The organism is Streptococcus sp. DFI.7.26 (assembly GCF_022240605.1).
Classification (GTDB): domain Bacteria; phylum Bacillota; class Bacilli; order Lactobacillales; family Streptococcaceae; genus Streptococcus; species Streptococcus xiaochunlingii.
This window is the reverse complement of record NZ_JAKOGN010000005.1, coordinates 14,844-36,933: the sequence shown is the minus strand read 5'-3', so window position 1 is coordinate 36,933 and position 22,090 is coordinate 14,844. Positions and strand designations below refer to the sequence as shown.

The following is a 22,090-nucleotide window of genomic DNA, read 5'->3' as shown; positions in this document are numbered from 1 at the left end:
CTAAAATACCCAATAAAATGGAATTAATAAGTAAAGAGAAATCAGATAATTGAATAATAAGGTAACTACAGTAATAGTTAGCAACTTATGCTGTTTCATTTTAAGGTTACCTAAATTTGCAATTATGGGCAAAAATAAGATGAGAAATGGAGTGAAATATCTCCCCTGGCTTCCAACAGAAATATTCGCCCCTTTTCCTAACACTATAGGTGTCCATTGTAGATACATGACCGTTACAGTGGCAAGCACTTGTATTGGAAACAATAATGAAGAGACCGTTGCAAAATCTTTAGTGAAGAAGTATTCTTCGCTTGATAAAAATATAAGAAATAATACGCAAATATTTACAAAAATAAGCCATAATGGAAGCTGAATAGTGAAATTCCCAAAATAACCAAACATACCTATTGTCAAAATAGTATTTAGGTCACCGTTCATATGTTGTTTTAATAATGTATTCGACAACACTCGAATGTAGTGGATTACTCCACCGTTATCTCTCATTAAATAATATAGAACAGCGAAGATTGCAAGTAATAGAACTAAATAAAACACATACTTAAATTTTGAAATAGTCTGTTTAATCACTCTTAAGGGCGTATTTAAAAAACTAAAGACACCTTCAAAATTTAATGGTATAAACGGAATAAGACATAGTAATAAAAAGTTATTTGGTTTAGTAGCTAAAAGCAATAACGATATAGGTACTAATAAAAATCCATCTTTATTTGAAAAAGTCTTTTTGTATGCTAGATTCGTTATAAAACCGATTGCTAGCATGATTTCTAAATAATTCATTACATCATAAGATAAAGAAGATGCTTGTTGAACCATTATTGGTTGTAACGAAATAAAGAATAGAGCTAGTTTACCATATTTAAAATATTTAATTAAACAAAAAACACCTATAATATAAGCTAAGGCATTAAAAATTCTGCCCATATAGATTATCATGCCTACTGTTGGCTTTATCAAACTTCCCAATGTCATACCAACCAACTGAGGAAGGAAGGAAAGAGATTTAAGGTTTAGAGTGACTTGATACGGTTCTTTTTCCATATCAAGTTTTTTATTAAGAACCTTTTCATAGTCAGTAGGGTTTACATGAGCATCACTCGAAATCTCGTTCATCCATTTAAAGGACTGTAGAGTTGGTTTGTGGACAGTTTCCCAAGTCATACGCGCGTGGTTTGTTTCGTCTGGCACACGATTAATTGGAAATACTAACATAAATGAAAAAATAAAAATCGTTGCTAAGATGAAAAATAAATTTTCAACTTTTATTTGTTTATTTTTGTTCAAAATAAGTCACCATATCATCTTTCTTGCTTAAGGTACAGTTTTCAAGAACAGCCCGATAAGCAGCATCTGCAATTTTCTGTCTTAATTCTGGAGATAAAACCAAGTCTTCAAGCTTGTCGAACCACTGTTCATCAGTAGCCAACAATCCTGTTTCACCATCAACAACCGTATCTGAGAAAGCTCCTATCTTGCTTGCTACTGTTGGTACCTTCACCAAGGCAGCTTCAATCCACTTAATCTCTGACTTCGCACGGTTAAAGATAGAATCTACAAGCGGTGCTAGGTTAATATCAACCTCACTAATCAAGGCAGGCAATTTATCCCAGTCCACATAATCGTGAGTTACAATTTGATTTTCAAAGGGCTTCATATCCTGAGGGATATCGAGAATCCCGACAATATGTAATTGGACATTGCTATATTTTGTAAGCAGTTGCTTAATAGCTGGTTTAATCAATTCAAAATTCTCATTATGACTAATTGAACCAGAGAAATAACCAATCTTAACAATATTAGATGTTTGAGAGTAATCTTTGATATATTGACTACTAATAGCGATTAATTCATCAGAAGCCAAGTTACGATTAAGTAAAACCTTACTTTGGTACTTATACAACTCCTCCTGCAACTGGTTAGTTGAAGTAATGGCACCATCACAGTTTTCTAGCATATAGCCATAATTTCGAACACCTGCATCATAGTTTCCTTTTTCAACCGAATTCAACCCCTGCGTATAACTCAATTGATCTGTATAAACCGTATCAAAGACTAAATCATCAATATCAAAGAAGACAGGTTTTCCATATTCCTTAGCCAAATGACAGAGACGCAAAAGTTCAGGTGATATTGGGGAACGGTAGATAATGATGTGACTAGCATTTTGAGCCACCGATAATTGGAAATCAGATAGGTTAACAACTTTGACTGCAAAGCCATGTTTGCGTAATTGTTCTGCCTTGTTCAAGACACGATAACGGGTACATTGCGGAATAATATTTTCAACCCCATCAATCAATAGAATATATTGATCACGTGGAACAGTCTTAAATTTATTTACAATATCTTCCAAGATTGCCACAGGGTAATCCGTTTTTTCTGCAACAAAGTCCAACAAGTCAGGGACTTCTGAATCACGATCCAGACCTTGCCACAAGAACTGGTCTTCATCATAATTTTTCAGAGCTGTGTATTTCACCAAAGGGCTACCTGCTTTGAGCATCTTAAGTGGGTGAATATACATGGCAGAATCTTCGTATTCTTGCACGACCGCATCGAAACGATAACCCAAATCAGCAAAATGCTTGGTAAAACGTGTCTCATGTCGACCAATCGCCTTATCACGAGAATCTGTATCCGTCAAATGCGTCCAGTACTCATAAAAGGCATCATCATTTAGCATAAGCTTTTCAATAACTAAGAAATAAGATTGAAGATGTTTAGGAATATAACCATAAGGATTCTCCTTAGTAACATCTTCTTGTTCTTCGCCAAAGGAAATCCCCCAGAAATCTAGTTGCTTATCAGCCATTTCCTTGAATACTTGAGACAAATCTCTCATCGGACCAATATTGGTATCATTCACCAAGAGGAGCTGGTCGTAATCCTTAAGCTTGTCCTTACCAAAGGCAAAAATTCCTTCTCTAAAGGCTGCAGTGTCGTATCCTTTATTGTCACGAGTTAAAACTCGACCATAAGTATCGAGAGTATTGATGTCATCTTCATGAAGGTGGCCATTCACAACAATAATAACATCATCTACTAATGGAGACAGGGCTTGCAAGAAACGTAATTTATATTCTTGAAGACGAGCTTCAGACTCAAAAATAACATAAACCAGCACTTTTTTACCATTATATGATAAGGCAGAGCGTTGACTATTTCTAAGACGGCGTAACTGACGAACCTTAAGTGGTGTCATACGACGACGTAGCTGCACAACTTTGACTTTTAAAGCTCTCAAATAACCTTTAATAGCTTTGGGATTCTTAGCAATTACTCCTACTGTCTTGATTGGAGTAATAAGGGCGTTCCCCAAACGATATGACAGCGAACTTCGGATAAGCTCAATTTCTTCTTGAGCGTCTTTCAGTTGTTTAGACTGCGTATATTTTCTTCGTTCAAGTTGATCACGTTCTTTTTTCAAGCGGTTAACATAGTCTGTTACTTCATCGTGATGTTTAATCAAGCTATCCAACCGCTCTTCCAAAACCATGAGGTTATCACAAACTGCTTTGTATATTTCATGAGGAATCTTATCAAGATATTTCTCTAGAATGTCAAGATAGATTTCATAATGGTAGCGAACGGAGTCACGTCCAGAAATTGATCCTGTTTCAAAGACACGATAATTAAGCTTAGTATTTGGCTTATAAATTGCTTTAGCACCGTTATTAATAATCAAGTTCAATAAGAAGTCATAATCTTCAAGCTTTTTTCGATTTAACTTCTCATCATAACAAGCTTTTCCAATAATACTTCTACGAATCAAAGAACAGTTATCAATAAAACTAGCATTTAGAAATGCAATTAGGTCAAATTCACGGCTTTTGAGGTAGAACTCTTCTTTTTCTGGGTTAAAAAGATCACAGTAAACGATGTCAGCATTTGTTTCCACCAACTTACTGTACAACTGTTCCACATAATCTTCATCAAGGTAATTATCACTATCTACAAATAGCAAGTAATCACTTCGAATAAGCTCGAGTCCTAAATTTCGATTCTTTACTACCCCAAGATTTTCATGAGTTTCAAATCTTGTCTCAAAAGGTGATTCCTTCAAAACCTCTTGGATAATTTGGTTAGAACTGTCTGTCGAACCATCATCAAGAACAATTAATTCAATGTTTCGATAGGTTTGGTTAAAAATGCTTCGCAAACATTGTTCAATATAATTTTCATGGTTGTAACATGTTACAACTACTGATATTAAATCATTCATTTTTCCATCCAGTTTGTTTAATAAAATTTCAATTAGTATCTGATAATTACTAATATTACTAAGCTTCAAAGATTATTAGTTAGATTAATCTTTGAAAGTGCATACTACTTTAATTATACTATAGTTTATTCAAAAAAGAAAAAGTCCTCTTAATATTGAGTAAAAAAAGCAGATCGATTCTGCTTTATATTGATTTTCTGTGTCATTCATTTATAAAATATTTTTTTGTTTTAGTCCTTATATAAATTAATAAAAATATAAATGTCGACAATAGTGAAATAATAAATGAAAGTTTAGCTAACAAAGTATAGGAATAAGTCACTCTTAAGATATGAGTTCCCGGTGGGACTTCTACAGCAGTCGAAGACCATTCACTTAACGAACTCAATACTTTTTGACCATCTAAATATACTTTTTGACCTTTATAATAATAAACTGGAAGGTAAGCTATTTCTGTTTTGTTTTGACTATTAGTAAACTGGAAGGTAGCGGTACTAGCTGAATAAATACTCTGTTCACTATTAACCAACTGTTTACCTAGATAGATTTCGTGTTGAACAACTCTCCACCTTGGATCCTCTGGCATAATATTTGTTTTAGTTCCTTCACTTATTTCATTTGTATAATCCGGAACAAACACAGAATGTGTTAATTTATAATAATCATTCCTCTTTGATAATTCTCTAAAAGCAACTTTAACTGGCTCTTCAGCAAGAAAGTTACATGTCTTCATCACACTAAAAGTATTCATAAATATGGCTAGAATAATAAACGAAACATAAATATATTTCTTTAATTTTAAAAGAACAACAGCTAATAAATAAGATAAAAATACTGTTGTAAAGCCATTTAAACGCCACGGAAATTGTATTACTTTGAGCAAGGCTAAAGGGAATTTCTCCCAATTCACTAAACAAGTAGTAACTAAAAGTAAACATAAGCTAATTACAAAAAGTATACGCCACATTTTTTCTATATATCGAAATCTAATACAGATAACCACTACAGAAATAAAAAGAACAAGCCCAACTTGCTTATCTAATTGATTGGCTAAGTTAACCATAATCAACTGTTTAAAATTAAACAGTTGATTATTTAATGGAAAAGTAACTGGGGAAGACAACTTCGTAAATAGAATTTGTTCAATCAGAGGAACTATTTGAAATAATGACATCAAAGTACAAGATAATACTGAATTTATAAGAGCAATTATTCGCTTTTTTCTCTCATCAGCACAAATCAAAAAAATGAAAAGGAAAATTGTAAGTAAAAAGGTAGCTATAAAAACAGATAATAAATGAGAGTAAACAAGCAAAGTCATACCAATAGATAGCATCGGCCATTTTTTATAATCACCTTTAAAAACTTGGTATGCTCCTGCAAATATCAGGGGTAAAAACGCCATAGCTAAAATTTCACCTGTGGCAAACCTAATTAGAATATTATAACTACGATATGTACTAAATGTATATATAATTGCAAATAAGTAACCGACAATTTTTGAATTTGAAACACTAGTTGCTGAGTAAAAAGAAATAGATAATGTTATAAATGTTATGATAAACAGATAAATGTACCACGAAAACCATATACTATGAACAAAACTAAAAATTATATAAAAAGGATAGTAGATTAAAAATGGGTAAAAGAAATTAATCCCCTGACCACTATTGTAGAATGTTTTAAAATTAATTGGACTATCAAAAATATTTGACAAGCCTAGCATTCTATCCAAGTGAAAATGTAAATTATCACCATATAAACTTCCTTTTGAAAACAAAAAAGGAAAAATAAAAACAAGTGAAAACACTATCATGATCAAATAAGGTTTGACTCTATTAACGATATTATTTTTCATCTATTTTTATTTCTCCATCAATTATTCGTCTTTTGACTCTTCACATATTGTCTCATTAGCAACTTGGCGATCCAATTAGGCCAGAAGAGTTGGTACATGTATAGGTCTTCTTTACTACGAGTATTGTCAGCGATGGTTTTTGATGTTTCAGACTCTTCATGGATACGGTGGCACATAAGTTTGTCAGATACATAAGCAAAACGACCATTATACTCACTAATCTTATACCATGCGTACCAATCTAAACTCACCCTCATTGCTTCATCAAAATAAAAATTCTTCAAATTTTCTCGATTATAAGTAACTGCTGGACAACAAATCGGATTTCCAAAGGCCATCACACGGTTACGCCAGAAATGACTTGCTGGAAAAAGATTCATGGTTTTTAACATTAATGACTTAATCTTCAGATTTGTATTCGCAGGAATTCTATGGCCATCTTTTTCTTCAAAATAATCAGAATACCCAATTAGTACATCCGTATGCTTTTCCATCTTAGCCAAAACTTTCTCAGCATACTCTGGCTCATAATAATCGTCTTGATGTGCAATGGTAGCAAACTTTGTCTCTACAAAAGACATAGCATTGTTCCAATCCTTGCCAATTCCTCCACCTTGCTTCGTATAAAAAGGAATATCATAACGCTGACAAAGTTCCTGTATCGAATTCAGTGGTGTTGAACTGTAACAGATAATCTGTGATTGGAGGGTTTGTTTCTTCAAGGATTGAATACAGGCTTCTAAGTATTCGCTTTCTCCATATGCACAAATCACCCAGGTGTGATTATCTTTCATTCTTCTCCTCTTTCATTTCTATATGGCTTTTTAAAATAGACAACTCTTGAACCAAATGTTTCATCTTCTCTTTCTGTTTCGATAAGGTCATAGTTTGTAAAAAAGAAATAACTAAAAGGAAAAATATAGCTAGCGATAGTAAAAAATTCGATGTCAATTCAAACCCAAGTAATCTAGCAAAATAATCAGGAATGACATCGAAAATGGAAATAATAATCATGAAAAAACTGATTACAATCCACATGAATGCCTGTTCAAATAGGATATTATTTTTGTTGATATTTCTGATGACTAGATAAAGGAAAAAGATTGAAGCTACCAACATAACAATAGATAATACTGACATTATTCACTCTCCCTCATAAAGGCTGCGATTAAAATTGATGAACATACTTCAAGCATGTAACGAATAGACTTGATAGGGGTGATTGAGGATACGCCACCTGTCCGTTCAAACATATTAGCAGGTTTTTCCACAACTTTATATTTACGTTTCAAAATATGAACAATTGTTTCAGGTTCTGGATACTTGATTGGGTAACGTCTAGCAAATTGTTTGATCACAACTTTGTCAGCTAATCGATATCCCGAAGTTGTATCTAAGACCCTTTGACCTGTTGTCCACTTAATCAAGTTAGAAATAACTCCTATACCAAAGCGTCTCATAAAAGTTGTCTGAAATTCTGATTTAACATCACCAACAAAACGAGATCCAATAACTAAGTCTGCTTCGTTTTTTCTAATTGGTTCTAGCAAATCTGACAGGGATTCGATATCATGCTGACCATCACCATCAAACTGAACAGCAACATCGTAATCATGCGCCAGTGCATATTTATATCCTGTTTGAACCGCACCACCGATTCCAAGATTCATCACGAGATGAACAGCATTAAAATGGTTCTCTTCAAGAATTTGTTTTGTCATATCTGTTGATCCATCATTGATAACCACATAGTCCAAATCAAAATCAACCTTCTTGCGGTAATTCAAGATGCTCGTTACCGTATCGAAAATACTTTCCTCCTCATTGTAGGCAGGAATTATCATTAATACTTTCATGTATTCTAATTCTTTCTGTTTTTAACGTCTATCTTTTATTTTTTTTGAGCTGTTTTTTTCGGTATTTCATAAATGCCGGTATCAGCGAGTTAATAATCTTATATCTCAACATTGGAAAAGGTTTCATAATTATATTAAATGTCCTAAAACAAATAAAGTATAATTCCCAACCTGTTTCCATAGGAGTTTCAGACCAAGGTGTCTTTTCAAAATAATAAAGATATTGCTTTCTTAGTTTATGGGTATTTCCCCTTCTCCAAGGACGTTCTTCTCCCAGATAATGAACAATAACTGGCTCTTTAATAGATTCTTGCAACTCTTTTTTACTAATAAACTCAGCAGGTAAAGAAAGTTTTTTTAACACCTTATAAGGGTAAAAGAAGTAAATATTGAAGAAATTATATTTTGGAGAAAAAACATAAATGTCATCCTTTAAAGATCCATTAATTGCATCTTGATCGTTAGCAAAAAGATTACCATCATGTTTTTTATAATATTCTAGAACTTTCTCTCCGAGTTTACGCTCTCTCCACTTCTCCAAATTAATAAGTAGGACCCCAGCGTTACAATACATTTGTTTTTCCAAACCTAAAAATTCTCTTCGTCCTGCGTCAACTGTAGATTCCGGCCCCATTCCGATTGAACGGTTACCCATATCTAATTTCCAAAGAGATTCCAGACTCTCCAATACCAAAGTATCACCATCTAAATACAAAATTCTATCGATATCTTCTGGTAAAAGCTTGTCAACTAAAAGGCGTGATAACACAATTGGGGACCAACCATTTGTATCAAAATCAAAATCTATCAGACTCCTCAGATTAGGTAGAGTAATAAAATGAACTGAACGACCATAAAGTTTAGTGAATTCTTGTAGTTTTGATTTATTAGCCTCAGATATATCGGTATTTAGTAAATAAATATTAATCTCATCCATTGATTTATTATTCTCAAAAATTGAACACATACATGTTGCAACTTGAGGAACAAAAGCGTTATTTAACGTAAATAGAATATTCATTAACTTCTCTTTCTTTTATCGTTATTGTTTACCCAAATATAAATTATTATGCTAGTGCTAAAAAAGATAATCATTGAAATAAAAAATGACAATGATGCACCCAAAATACCTTCTCCCTTTACAAATGGTATTGTGATAAATTTGGCCACAATAAAGGTAGCAATGTATGCAATGACAAGATAGGCCTGCTTTCTAAAAATTGTCATAACGATATCAATAACAAGTGCCAACACATTAAGAATACCTCCCGCCAGAAGAATTGCAAAAGGCACTTTATATTCTACCAGGGATGTTCCGTAGACTATACCTAGTATCTCTGTACCTATTAGATAACCTAGACCAATAATGATTACCCCTAAAGCTGTCATAACAACAAACAAGAGACGAATTTGCTTAAAAAACAACTCATATTTCTGTTCATACCAATAAATCGATAATTGCGTCGTCAAAGGTCTTAAAATAAAAAATAAAAGGGATAAAACAAAGACAGGCATAAACAACACATTAAAGTCTCGCTGAATACCATTGGAAAAATGTCCCTGGGTTAAAAGCAAATCAATATCAATCTTAGCTTCATTATAGACGTAGGTAATTAAAAAACCATTTAGAAATAAAGGAAATGCTTCTCTTAAAATAGAAAATATACTACTCAAATCTTTTGCTAATGAAGGGGAAAAACTTGTATTGAAATTCCTAATTGAAATTCTATAATCTAAGATAACTGTAAGTAATAAATTTATCAAACAGATAACGATACTAGAAATCATTAATGATTTCGTCAGTAACAAACTAAATCCAAAGACTATTATACAAATCCAACTTCGATAAAATTGGACTTTCCCTGCAAGATCAGAACGATTTTTTTGCTGAAAGTATCCTTGGAAAACGTCAGAATAAGCATCTATTGCACGATATAATACCAACAGTAATATTATTGCAGATTTATAAAAATCATACCCCTGAATAAATACATATCCAACAGAAGCTATTATCATCATTATTATTGTTACAATCCGCGTATTATGATAAGACCTAAATGAATATTTTTCCTGAATATCAGTAGATTGCATATTACGTATCTGGAAATATCCTAAAACAAAAAATTGTTGCCCCAAAGCATATGCAATACTAAAAATATCTGAATTATGTGAATCAAGTAATCTTGAAGCAAAAAGTAACAGTATAACTGAAATTAACGACGAAGAAGCTGTTCCAAATAAGTTCCAAACATAATTTTGTTTTGTAGAAACATTTAATGAGTCTTGATTTGAAATATTAATTTTTTTAAGTCTACTACTTTTAACCGAAACTTTATCCTTTGAAATCATAATTTCTCCTACAAATTACTTTCTCTTCATTATATAATACTATTTTTAAAGAGAGAAGGCTTATAGTTATATCGAAAAAAATACTTTGATACTACATTGTTAATAAAGAATATACATAGATTTTTTTCAATTAGCATTTTATTTACTACTTTTAATTGTTAGATTGTTAAATAAAGTTTGTATATATTTTAGAACATTTAATAATAAGTATGTTATTAATATGGATTGACATAACAAAAAGAAAACAATCAAAGGAAATTTTGGTAAGATGCTTGCAAAATCTCCCCATTTCTCAACTATTTTAGGATACCAATATAAATCTCCTATCACAGATAGTAAATAAATAGGAAGAGTGTTCTTAGAGATAAATAAAACAACTTTTTGTAGCCACTCATTTTTAATATCGACTCGTAGTTGAATAACTGAATAAAAGATTAATGAAGACAATAGAAATACTGGAAGAACACCGTATTCTATCCCAAAACTAGATTCTGATATCGCTGATAATCCCAAAACGCTTAATACATCAAGAATTAAAATGACTACAAAAAGTTCTTTAATGGTCGACCTCTTCTTAAAAGAAGCAATAAAAGCACCAACAAGATAATATGTAATAGGCCAGAGTCCTTTCCAATAATCAGGAATTAGGTGCGATAAAATCATAAAAATTTGCTTATTGTTATTAAACAATGAAAGAGTAGCCGGGATAACAGTTAATAATACTAGAACACCTAATGCAATAGCTTGATTTCTACGATTATTAAATGATTTGAAACCTGCATTTAAAAATGGAATTATTAGATATAACCCAATATACATATTTACATACCATGCATAGTGGCTAAAGGAAAATATATTTACTAGTAACTTACCAAGATAATCTATATTAATAACTCTAACGTCGAAAAAAGTATAGATAGAAGCAGCAAGACAGTAAATTCCAATTACTGGTAGTAATTTTATAAAGTAAGTTTTACTATAAGTCTTATCTTTCATTAAATAACCTGTAGTCATGATAAATATAGGAACACAGGTCATAAAAATCATCCAAATAAAAGATGATAAAAATATACTTTTATAAGTATAGGAACGACCATAATAATTGGTATGAAGAAAAAAATGCACAGATACTACAAATACTATTGCAATACATTTTAGTATATCTATATTTAGTTTTCGCTCTTTCATAAATCCCCTTATTGTATTACCGAATGAAAAGATGGTTTCGCACCATCTTTCCATTTTAATTATTTCACTTCTTGTTTATAAAATTCTTTTAAGGCATCTTGCCAAGTTGGAATGACAAATCCTGTTGCTTTCGCTTTTGCCAAGCTCATCGTTGAGTTAAGTGGGCGTTTCGCCTTAGCTGGGAATTGGCTGGAATCCACTGGCTTCACTTCTACATCCATATCTTTGAGGATTTCAACTGCAAAGTCATACCAAGTTGTATCTTCTGCTGCATCGTTTGACAAATGATAATAACCATATTCCTTACGGTTTTCAGCCAAATATGTCATGAATTCAGCAAGGGTACGTGTCCAGGTTGGACGACCATGTTGGTCATTAACGACTGTAAGTGTTTTGTGAGTCTTGGCAAGGTTTTGCATGGTGAAGACAAAGTTTTTACCGTAGTTCCCGAAAACCCAAGCTGTACGGATGATATAGAAGTTAGAAACATACTTTTCAACCAACTCTTCTCCCATACGCTTGGTACGACCGTACTCTGTCTGTGGATCCGGTTGATCGTCTACTTCCCATTCTTGTCCAACTGGTTTTTCACCATCAAAAACGTAGTCCGTTGAGATATAGACCAAGGTTGCCCCGTGCTTTTCAGACGCTTTTGCTACATTCTCTGTACCAGTCACGTTGATGGCATAGTCCAACTCTTTTCCTTCATCTTCAGCAGCATCGACAGCTGTATAGGCAGCACAGTGGTAGACTAGGGTTGGCTTCACTTCTGCGAATACCTCGTCTACTTTTTCTGCATTTGTGATATCCATTTCAGCCACATCAACGGCTACATATTCTTCATTTCGTTCATCCAACAAATGGCGAAGCTCTGTACCAAGTTGCCCATTTGCTCCTGTAATTAAAATCATGGTAGATTCCTTTCAATTGCTTTATCCCTATCATTATAGCAAAAAAAGCAGAAGTTTTCTGCTTTTTACTTGCTTTTCTCTTTGATGACATAGACTGGTCGATTCTTAGTTTCTAAAAAGATTTTACCAATATATTTACCCAAAATTCCAATGGTTAGCAATTGGAATCCTCCAAGAAAGAGAATTACAGTCATGAGGGAGGGCCATCCAGAAGTTGGATCTCCAAATACTAGAGTTCGAATTACGATCAAGACCATCATTATAAAAGCTAAAATCCATGACAAAAGTCCACCGATAAAGGCAATATTTAAAGGTGCGTCTGAAAAATTAACAATCCCCTCAATAGAATATTTGAAGAGAGACCAAAAATTCCAAGAGGTCTCTCCGGCCACTCGCTCGACATTTTTATACTCTAAATACTCAGTCTCAAATCCAACCCAAGCAAAAATCCCTTTAGAAAATCGATTATACTCAGATAATTCGAGAATCGCATCGACCATCGGACGACGCATCAAACGGAAATCACGCGCTCCGTCGACCATTTCCACTTGGCTGATCTTATTGATCAATTTATAAAACATCCGTGCAAAGAAAGAACGAATCGGTGGTTCCCCATCACGGGTCACCCGACGGGTTCCGACACAGTCCAGATTTGACTGCTGATCCAATTTCTGCTTCATTTCAATCAATAACTCTGGCGGATCTTGTAGGTCCACATCCATAACGGTCACATAATCTCCTGTAGCATATTGAAGGCCAGCATATAAAGCAGCTTCCTTTCCAAAGTTACGTGAAAAAGATAGATAATGGGCACAAGGATTCAAGAGATTGAGTTCACGTAAAACATCTAAGGTTTTATCAGAAGACCCATCATTAATAAAAATATATTCAAATTCTTCTCCCATGGAGATCCGAACTCGTTCCATCTCTTCATAAAATAATGGAATCGATTCTTCTTCGTTAAAACATGGGACTACAACTGATATGGTCATTTAACTCTCTCCTTGATTTCTTCACCTTCTATTGTAACAAAAAACTAGAATAAACCCTAGTTTTTTATTATTTCAATCCTATTATGATTATGTTCTCAATTGATAAAACATGATTAAAATATAGTAGATAGACGGGAGTAATGATAAATATAGAATTCGTCTTGCAGATTTTTCATCTAATTGACTCTTACCATTTGAAAAAGGAATCAGTAAAATTAGAAAAGAAATACCGCCCTTGAACACAATTAATTGCATCAGCCCCCACTTCTGTGACCTGCAAATAAAAATTAATAATAAAATTCCTAAAAATACCAAATTAGAGAAAAGATTATAAATCATGCGATATGATTTTTCAATCACAATACTATCTTTTTCTTGAATTCTAAAACTAGTAAAAATACAAAATATAGAAAAGAATGAAATTGTAATTGGAACATGCATCATTTTTAAAAGATCGGAATAACCTAACTGGAATTCAAAATATGGAAAATTTATGATGCTTTCAAAAAAAGTTTTCATCGCTTTTAACGGATGAGCAAATATAAAACTCAACTGTCTGCCTTGATCAATATTCTTTGCCCCATAGTAAATTATATTCCCGTTTATATTTTTGATATTCAAATACCATAAAACTGTCAATAAGGCACAGTAAATTAAACTTCCACTTAACAAATAAATCTGGGATTTTGATAACATAACCCTTTTAACACCAATGTAAATTAACGGTAAGTAAAGCGCTAGGATAGCTAATGCCGGCATTTTAGACATGACAACTAGAATGGAGCACAAGATTAAAGAAACAAATTCCCTCTTTTTAATTTCACTGTTAAGAGCTAATTTTTGATATAAGCTTATAATTTATGAAACAAATAGGAATATAAGGCCATAAGTAAGCGTATCAGCAGATATAGCTGTAAAGGATAAAATTACAGTTGGGATGGACCCGATGATTAAAAGAGTCGCCTTCCCAAATGGTATTTTTCGAATCGCTAATAAGAATAACCAAAAAACTGATAAAAATCCAACTAACCTTAAGAGTAAAAATGTATTGATAGTACTTAGGTTAAGTAACTTCGAAGTCCAAGCAGTTATAATATACGGGAAATATACTAAAGGAGAATACACTGCTGCCGTAGATCCATCCTTAGTGAGTACTTTTTCTTTGCTATCTGTTAGATTATTAAAGTCACTCTTCCAATCTATACTTATTATCTTTTGACTCTCCTGCGCTAATGACTTAGAAATGATTGTCATTGATAAATGAATAAAGTCTTGTTCGCTTTTAGTAATATATCCCTCACTTTTGGAACTCAAATTATTCGAATAGGTAAGAACTCGAGCATAATGAACTTGTTCGTCATACCATGACATTGGATAACGTACAAATATAGATAGCAAACCAATCAAGAAGATGAGGTATAGTTGAATCAAGTATATTGACTTGTACCTACTCTTTTCAATCTTTATAAATCCTATTATTCATACTTTTCCTTCCCTACTAGAACCATGTCTCCATACAAAATACGATCAGAATAATTGTGACTAACAATATCCATTTGGATGCTTACTCTGCCATCTCCAAGCATCTTGGCACATCCGATGAATATCAAATTGGGCACTCCATCCTAGTTCTTTACGTGCTTTGGATGGATTTGCATAACAGGTTGCGATATCCCCTGGTCGTCGATCAATAATCTTGAATGGAATTGTTTTTCCTACAACCTTCTCCATATTTTGAATAATTTCTAATACAGAGTAGCCCCGACCCGTACCCAGATTATAAATATTTAACCCAGAGTCGTTGGAAAGTTTTTTCAAAGCAGCAACGTGGCCTTTTGCCAGGTCAACTACGTGAATATAATCGCGTACACCAGTTCCATCAGGTGTTGGATAATCGTTCCCAAATACATTAACAGACTCTAACTTTCCTACTGCTACTTGTGTTACATATGGTAATAGGTTATTAGGAATACCATTTGGATTTTCACCAATATTCCCGCTTTCATGAGCCCCAATTGGATTGAAATAACGTAACAATACAATATTCCATGTAGAATCCGCTTTGTAAATATCCTGAAGGATTTCTTCAATCATAAGTTTTGTTCTACCATATGGATTTGTAACAGATAAGGGAAAATCTTCCAAGATAGGAACTGTATGTGGATCTCCATAAACAGTTGCTGATGAACTAAAGATGATATTTTTACATTGAACTTCTTTCATGACCTGAAGTAAAGTCAATGTTCCACTAATATTATTTTCATAATAAGTGAGTGGGATTTGTACTGATTCTCCAACCGCTTTTAATGCAGCAAAATGGATCACACCAGTCGGTTTTTCTTTTAGAAAAATTTCTAGAAGTTTTGATTTATTTCGAATATCTTCATGATAAAAAGTTATCGATTTTCCAATGATTTTTTCTACTTCTTGTATACTTTTCTCATTACTATTTACTAAATTGTCTATAATCACAACTTCATGACCTGCATTGACCAATTCAATAATAGTGTGGGAACCAATAAAACCCGCTCCACCAGTTACTAATATTTTATGCTGCATGTAATCTATCTCCCGACTGAATCAACTTTTTTCCATTATCCCACAATTAAAAAAATTTTTCAAAATTTTTCCTATAATAATTTTCTTCTTTTCACACAAAAAAGCAAGTTTTAATCCGGTTTTTACCGGTAAAAACTTGCTTTAGCTTTTGTAGAATTTTATCCTACTTCCGATACATCTTCACTTGTAGGTAGAGGTCGTTATAGACTCCCAACCACTTCTTACCAAGTTGTTCATAAACTTCTAAGTTCTTTAGCGTGTCATCACTTGGGTAGAAGGCCTGGTCCTCTTGGACCTCTTCTGGTAGCATCTTCTTAGCTTCTTTGTTCGGTGTGGAATAACCGACATAGAGAGCATTCTTATATGCATTTTCTGGGCGAAGCATGAAGTTGATAAAGGCATAAGCTGCTTCTTTATTCTTCACGGTCTTTGGAATGACAATGTTGTCAAACCAAAGGTTGCTAGCTTCTGATGGGACGACATAGCGGAGGTCCTCATTGGCCTCTAGCATTTGACTGGCTTCACCGGAGAAGGTCACCCCAATAGCCGCATTGTTTTGGATCATGTAGCCTTTCATTTCGTCGGCTACAAGAGCCTTGATATTGGGCATCAAGGTATAGAGCTTATCAACAGACTCTTGTAATTGCTGAGGATCCTTGGAGTTGAGGCTGTAGCCTAAGCTATTGAGTCCAACCCCCATGACCTCACGCGCCCCATCGTACATCATAATGTCATTCTTGTACTCTGGTCTCCATAGATCAGTCCAGTGTTCTGGAGCCTTGTCGACCATCTTGGTGTTGTATATGATACCAAGGGTCCCCCAGAAGTAAGGAACTGAGTACTGATTGTCCGGATCAAAATCCAGGTTCAAGAAGCGTGGGTCGATATTGTCTAAGCCTTTCAGTTTAGACTTGTCCAACTTTTCAAGCAAGTTTTCGTCCATCATCTTGGCGATCATGTATTCACTTGGAATCGCTATATCGTAAGCCGTCCCCCCTTGCTTGATCTTGGTGTACATGGCTTCATTGGAATCAAAGGTATTGTATTGGACTTGAATACCTGTCTCCTTGGTAAATTCCTTGAGCAATTCTGGATCGATATAGTCTCCCCAGTTGTAGATGACCAGCTTGTCACTGTCTTTTGGATTGGTCTTGGCTTCAAGACGGGCACTTAGTCCCGCTAACACGAGGATGACCACGACAATCCCTAGCAAGAATGAATAGAGTTTTTTCATACTGTCTCCTCCTTCTCTCTAGTGATGAAGTAATAGCCGACCACCAGTAAGATACTGAAGAGGAAGACCAAGGCAGAAAGGGCATTGATATTCAACGAAATCCCTTGACGAGCCCGTGAGTAGATCTCAATAGACAAGGTCGTAAACCCATTTCCTGTAACAAAGAAGGTCACCGCAAAGTCATCCAAGGAATAGGTAAAGGCCATAAAGTAACCAGCAATGATGGCAGGTGTCAAATAAGGAAGCATGATTTCCTTCAACATCTGTACCTGAGTAGCTCCTAGGTCATAGGCCGCATTGACCATATCACGGTTCATTTCCTTCAAGCGCGGCAAGACCATCAAGACCACGATTGGAATAGAAAAGGCCACGTGACTCATCAAGACAGAAGCAAAGCCCAGCTGGAACTTGATGGTCGTAAAGAGGATCAGGAAGCTAGCCCCAATCATAACGTCAGGTGCCACCATAAGGATATTATTGACGGACAAAAATGGTCCTTCAAACTTCTTCTTAGACTGGTAAATGTAGATTGCCCCAAAGGTCCCAATAATGGTCGCAATCAAGGCTGACAAGAAGGCCAAGAGGAAGGTCTGTGAGAGGATCAACATGAGACGCGTATCCTCAAAGAGACTTTGGAAATGCTCCAAGGTAAAGCCTGTAAAAGCATTCATATCCCCGCCAGCATTAAAGGCATAGGCAATTAAGTAAAAGATTGGTAGATAAAGGAGCAAGAAAATCAATCCTAAATAGATACGTGAAATCTTTTTCATCGTTCACTCCTTTCTCTCGTTACCCACATGACTAAGAGCATAGCAAGGATCAAGACCACCCCAATGGTGGATCCCATTCCCCAGTTTTGCGTCGTAAGGAAGTGCTGCTCGATGGCAGTCCCAAGGGTAATGACCCGGTTTCCTCCGATCAAACGCGTCAACATGAAGAGACTCAAACTTGGAATAAAGACTGATTGGACACCGGAGCGAACCCCGTTCATAGACAGTGGGAAGACAACTCGACGGAAGGTATCCCACTTGTTAGCTCCTAGGTCATAGCTAGCATTGATGAGGTTTGGATCCAAATCATCCAAGACATTGAAGATAGGAAGGATCATAAAAGGCAACTCAATGTAACTAGCAACAAAGATGAAAGAAAAGTCCGTAAAAAGGATCTGTTGCGGACCGATTCCGATGAAGCTCAAGAATTGGTTAATAGATCCCCCTTGACCAAAAATCCCGATAAAGGCATAAGCCTTGAGCAAGAGGTTGACCCAGGTCGGAAGGACAATCAGCATGAGCCAGAGTTGGCGATGTTTGAGCTGGGTCAAAAAATAAGCTGTCGGATAAGAAATCAAGAGCGTCACAAAGGTGACGATTCCAGCATAGAGAATGGAGTTAAAACTCATCTTGAGGTAGGTCCAATTCTGCGCTGTAAAAAAGGTTTGGTAGTTCTCTAAGGAACCTTGTCCTTGGACATTGACAAAGGATTGCCAAATAATCAAAACTACAGGAGCCAAGACAAAGAGGAGGATCCAGAGAAAGTAGGGAACCACAAAGAGGTTAGAGGTTGTTTTCTTCATCTCTTTCCTCCTCGATGGCATTGATCAATCCAGCTTCTTGCTCTTCCACTTCGACGTACTCTTCGATCCGAGCATCAAACTCTTCTTCCGTTTCATTGAGACGCATGACGTGGATATCTTCTGGCTCAAAGTCCAGACCGATTTCCTCTCCTACGATAGCCTTACGGGTTGAGTGAATCATCCACTCATTACCCAATTCATCATAGGCGATGATCTCATAGTGAACCCCACGGAACAGTTGGGTATCCACTTTTACCTGGAGCTTACCTTCTTCGGGCAGGGTGATTCGCAAGTCTTCGGGACGAATGACGACTTCGACCGGTTCGTTTGGTCTCATCCCTCCATCGACTGACTCAAAACGTTTACCATTAAACTCTACTAAGTAGTCTTCAATCATGATCCCTGGAAGGATATTGGACTCACCGATAAAGGTCGCAACAAAATGGTTAATGGGCTCATCGTAGATATCAACTGGCGTTCCTGATTGGACGATTTCTCCTTCGTTCATGACAAAGATCCAGTCACTCATCGCTAGCGCTTCTTCCTGGTCGTGGGTTACAAAAACAAAGGTAATACCCAAGCGTTGTTGCAATTCACGGAGCTCATACTGCATGTCAGTCCGTAACTTCAAGTCAAGGGCAGACAAGGGCTCATCCAAGAGGACTACTCGCGGTTCATTGATAATCGCCCGTGCAATGGCTACCCGCTGGCGTTGACCACCAGAAAGTTTCTGGATGGAACGCTTCTCAAAGCCTCCTAATTGCACCATCTTGAGGACTTCTGTCACTCGTCTCTCGATTTCAGCCTTGTCTACCTTCTTCAAACGAAGGGGGAAGGCAACATTCTCAAACACATTCATATGTGGGAAAAGGGCGTAGGATTGGAAGACGGTATGGACGTCCCGTTTGTTGGTCGGTACATCATTGATCCGAACTCCATCCAAGAGAACATCCCCTGTCGAAGCATCTAGCAAACCGGCAATGATGTTCAAAATTGTCGATTTACCTGAACCTGAAGCACCGAGGAGGGTATAGAATTTCCCTTCTTCCAACTCAAAGTTGATGTCTTTGAGAACCACTGTATCACTGTCTTCAAATACTTTTGAGACATTTCTAAACTCAATAATTGGTTTTTTCAATTCACATAAATTCCTTCTTTTTCATGCGTTTCCTTCTGAGACCAACCAACTAGTCTCATAGGCTGACGAGCGAACCCGTCAGACCACCAACACCTCTCGGGGACTTATAAGACTGCCCCACCTATTTTCAGTATCGATAGGCACTCACCCCCCTTCTAAAGTAGGACGGGTCTACCCTAGAGTAGCCCCTATTCCATCTCGAACCGTTAATCTTTCCCAATAATACGGACTTCGCGCTCCAAGGTCACCCCAGCTGATTTTTCAACTGTCGCGATGACATGGGCAATCAAGTCTTCATAATCTTTGGCAGTACCATGATCGACGTTAATCATAAAGCCAGCATGCTTTTCAGAAACCTCCACACCACCAATTCGATGCCCTTTCAGTCCAGCTTCACTGATCAACTGTCCCGCAAAGTGCCCGACCGGACGCTTAAAGACAGAGCCACAAGACGGGTATTCCAGGGGTTGTTTCATCTCTCTCAAATGCGTCAAGCGAGCCATTTCTTGATCGATCTGATCATAATTGCCAGGTGCTAAGGCAAACTTAGCCGAAATCACCACGTCACCAGTCTCTTGGATCTTGGAATGGCGATAGCCAAAAGCTAATTCTTCTACTGTTAAGGTTTTAATTTCTCCTTCTGGCGTCAAGACCTTACACGATTGGAGAATATGGGCAATCTCACCACCATAGGCGCCAGCATTCATATAGACTGCTCCACCGATGCTACCTGGAATCCCACAAGCAAATTCAAAGCCTGTTAAGCTATGGTAGCGGGCTACATGAGTCACATCGATGAGCTTAGCTCCTGCCTCTGCTTCAATCACATAGCCATTGACACGGATGTCATGGAAATGATCAAACATGATCACAAAACCTTCAATCCCACCGTCACGGACGATAATATTGGAAGAATTCCCCAAGACCATCCAAGGAATTTCCTGAGCATTAGCAAAGGTGACAATTCGTTTTAATTCATATTGATTGCGAGGGAAGGCTAAATAATCTGCCGCTCCTCCAACCTTGGTATAGGTATATTGTTTAAGTGGCTCATTGAACAAAATTTCAATACCAGCCAACTCCTCTTTGATTTGCTTTAGGATTTCCATCTCACAACTCTCTTCTATACGTTATCTTATCCATTATAACAAAAACCAGCTCACTTTTCGACTCAGAAGTAAAAAAACAGAAGCAGTCAAAGGACCGATTCTGTTTTAATTTTTTTAAACAATTGTTAATTTATTAGCCAATCTTACGTGCAATGCCACGTGATTTTTGAGTAGACAAGGCTGAGCTAATCGCTCCCCATGCTCCAATACCCGTAAATACAGCCAGCAAGAGGAAGTTAATGAAATATTCTTGTGGAGCATCCCCATTTAAGACTGTCGCGTTAACCGCATCAAAAGAATCAGCGAAGCTCAATTCATATTCACTCATAAGATGTAGAGTATAGTCAAATTGGTGAACTAATACAATGGTCAACAACATCAGAACTGTTGAGATCACAGCACCTTTTTTGCTAAATTTCTTTCCTAAGATCTCATAACCTTTGACAACGCAGACACCCAGAACCAGGCCAGCGATATAGGATACATAGCCCATACGAGCGATAAATAGTGCTACTGCCCCTCCAATAATGGCCCCAATAAAAGCTCCTACTGTTCCAATAAGAACATTTTCTTTCTGACTATTATACGAATCGGTTTCGATCTTTAGTTGAGTACTTAACTCTTTAAAGCATTCTTCGTTCATCAAGAAGAGGGAGTCATCGATTTGGTAGAGACCAACCGGTCCTTTTTCACCAGAGTAGCCACAAACAGTGTAGAATCCATTGGTTTGTAAGAATTGCAATATTTCTGTTAAGGCTTGACGAATGTTTTCAATTGTTTTTGCTTTAGTCATTCCAGCTTTAGCAGTGAAAGTTGTGACATATTGGTTGAGGCTAATGCTCTTCAAAACAGAAGAGTCTTTCACCATTTGATGCAATTGAGCAGCTGCTTCTTCTGCATCATCACGCGACACAGAAAGCGCAATGGTAAAAACATTTTTTGTGTCTGTTTCTCTCAGTAAGAAGAAATAGCCAGAGTTTTCCCCATAAATAGATGATGTTTCAGGATCATACTGGAATCCAAGTTCCGTAGCAAGTTGATGACGTTCAAAGTCTTTCATTAGAATTACAATCTCCTTTACAA

Annotated in this window: 18 protein-coding genes and 1 pseudogene; all 19 read right to left on the bottom strand. The window is 35.9% G+C overall.

Going from position 1 to position 22,090, the window contains the following annotated elements; genetic code table 11:
- The 19 genes and pseudogenes from L0M85_RS05985 to L0M85_RS05895 all read right to left on the bottom strand — a co-directional run bounded on the left by L0M85_RS05985 (position 1) and on the right by L0M85_RS05895 (position 22,067).
- The gene (locus L0M85_RS05985) at positions 1 to 1,302 is read right to left on the bottom strand and encodes a DUF2142 domain-containing protein (protein WP_023023656.1); all 1,302 of its coding nucleotides are present in this window, start codon (positions 1,300 to 1,302) and stop codon (positions 1 to 3) included.
- Positions 1,289 to 4,240 carry a rhamnan synthesis F family protein gene (locus L0M85_RS05980; RefSeq protein ID WP_238656666.1) on the bottom strand — a complete coding sequence of 984 codons (2,952 nt, stop codon included), beginning with the start codon at positions 4,238 to 4,240 and terminating at the stop codon, positions 1,289 to 1,291. The genes L0M85_RS05985 and L0M85_RS05980 overlap by 14 nt, the downstream gene beginning before the upstream one ends.
- Before the next feature lie 202 nt (positions 4,241 to 4,442).
- Entirely contained in the window at positions 4,443 to 6,098 is a 1,656-nt protein-coding gene (locus L0M85_RS05975; protein ID WP_238656665.1) for a hypothetical protein, read from the bottom strand.
- A gap of 17 nt (positions 6,099 to 6,115) precedes the next feature.
- Complete coding sequence (locus L0M85_RS05970) at positions 6,116 to 6,892, bottom strand: glycosyltransferase family 2 protein (RefSeq protein WP_125335863.1); 777 nt, start codon at positions 6,890 to 6,892, stop codon at positions 6,116 to 6,118.
- Complete coding sequence (locus tag L0M85_RS05965; RefSeq protein WP_048789142.1) at positions 6,882 to 7,238, bottom strand: DUF2304 domain-containing protein; 357 nt, start codon at positions 7,236 to 7,238, stop codon at positions 6,882 to 6,884. The genes L0M85_RS05970 and L0M85_RS05965 overlap by 11 nt, the downstream gene beginning before the upstream one ends.
- Positions 7,238 to 7,954 carry a glycosyltransferase family 2 protein gene (locus tag L0M85_RS05960; protein WP_048789143.1) on the bottom strand — a complete coding sequence of 239 codons (717 nt, stop codon included), beginning with the start codon at positions 7,952 to 7,954 and terminating at the stop codon, positions 7,238 to 7,240. The genes L0M85_RS05965 and L0M85_RS05960 overlap by 1 nt, the downstream gene beginning before the upstream one ends.
- A 28-nt stretch (positions 7,955 to 7,982) precedes the next feature.
- Complete coding sequence (locus tag L0M85_RS05955) at positions 7,983 to 8,975, bottom strand: glycosyltransferase family 8 protein (protein WP_238656664.1); 993 nt, start codon at positions 8,973 to 8,975, stop codon at positions 7,983 to 7,985.
- A complete protein-coding gene (locus tag L0M85_RS05950; protein WP_048789145.1) occupies positions 8,975 to 10,303 on the bottom strand; it encodes a transcriptional regulator in 1,329 nt (442 codons plus the stop codon). The genes L0M85_RS05955 and L0M85_RS05950 overlap by 1 nt, the downstream gene beginning before the upstream one ends.
- Positions 10,304 to 10,441: 138 nt before the next feature.
- Entirely contained in the window at positions 10,442 to 11,491 is a 1,050-nt protein-coding gene (locus L0M85_RS05945; RefSeq protein ID WP_048789146.1) for an acyltransferase family protein, read from the bottom strand.
- Positions 11,492 to 11,550: 59 nt separating this feature from the next.
- On the bottom strand, positions 11,551 to 12,402 hold the full coding sequence (gene rfbD / locus L0M85_RS05940; RefSeq protein WP_048789147.1) for a dTDP-4-dehydrorhamnose reductase: 852 nt from the start codon (positions 12,400 to 12,402) through the stop codon (positions 11,551 to 11,553).
- A gap of 65 nt (positions 12,403 to 12,467) precedes the next feature.
- The gene (locus tag L0M85_RS05935) at positions 12,468 to 13,394 is read right to left on the bottom strand and encodes a glycosyltransferase family 2 protein (protein ID WP_023023673.1); all 927 of its coding nucleotides are present in this window, start codon (positions 13,392 to 13,394) and stop codon (positions 12,468 to 12,470) included.
- Positions 13,395 to 13,481: 87 nt separating this feature from the next.
- Positions 13,482 to 14,792, bottom strand: a pseudogene (locus tag L0M85_RS05930) (DUF2142 domain-containing protein).
- Between the two features lie 144 nt (positions 14,793 to 14,936).
- Complete coding sequence (galE, locus tag L0M85_RS05925; RefSeq protein ID WP_195612039.1) at positions 14,937 to 15,953, bottom strand: UDP-glucose 4-epimerase GalE; 1,017 nt, start codon at positions 15,951 to 15,953, stop codon at positions 14,937 to 14,939.
- A 163-nt stretch (positions 15,954 to 16,116) separates the two neighbouring features.
- Positions 16,117 to 17,187, bottom strand: coding sequence for an ABC transporter substrate-binding protein (locus L0M85_RS05920; protein ID WP_238656663.1), 1,071 nt, complete (start codon positions 17,185 to 17,187; stop codon positions 16,117 to 16,119).
- Complete coding sequence (locus L0M85_RS05915) at positions 17,184 to 17,957, bottom strand: ABC transporter permease (RefSeq protein ID WP_238656662.1); 774 nt, start codon at positions 17,955 to 17,957, stop codon at positions 17,184 to 17,186. Before L0M85_RS05915 ends, L0M85_RS05920 begins: the two co-directional genes overlap by 4 nt.
- Positions 17,954 to 18,760 carry an ABC transporter permease gene (locus L0M85_RS05910; RefSeq protein ID WP_048687974.1) on the bottom strand — a complete coding sequence of 269 codons (807 nt, stop codon included), beginning with the start codon at positions 18,758 to 18,760 and terminating at the stop codon, positions 17,954 to 17,956. Before L0M85_RS05910 ends, L0M85_RS05915 begins: the two co-directional genes overlap by 4 nt.
- Positions 18,741 to 19,898, bottom strand: a complete 1,158-nt coding sequence (locus L0M85_RS05905) for an ABC transporter ATP-binding protein (protein WP_238656661.1) — start codon at positions 19,896 to 19,898, stop codon at positions 18,741 to 18,743. The genes L0M85_RS05910 and L0M85_RS05905 overlap by 20 nt, the downstream gene beginning before the upstream one ends.
- Before the next feature lie 206 nt (positions 19,899 to 20,104).
- Positions 20,105 to 21,007 (bottom strand): UDP-N-acetylmuramate dehydrogenase, encoded by a 903-nt coding sequence (gene murB / locus L0M85_RS05900; RefSeq protein ID WP_238656660.1) that lies wholly within the window; start codon positions 21,005 to 21,007, stop codon positions 20,105 to 20,107.
- A 133-nt stretch (positions 21,008 to 21,140) separates the two neighbouring features.
- A complete protein-coding gene (locus L0M85_RS05895) occupies positions 21,141 to 22,067 on the bottom strand; it encodes a hypothetical protein (RefSeq protein WP_048687963.1) in 927 nt (308 codons plus the stop codon).
- Between the last annotated feature and the right edge of the window lie 23 nt (positions 22,068 to 22,090).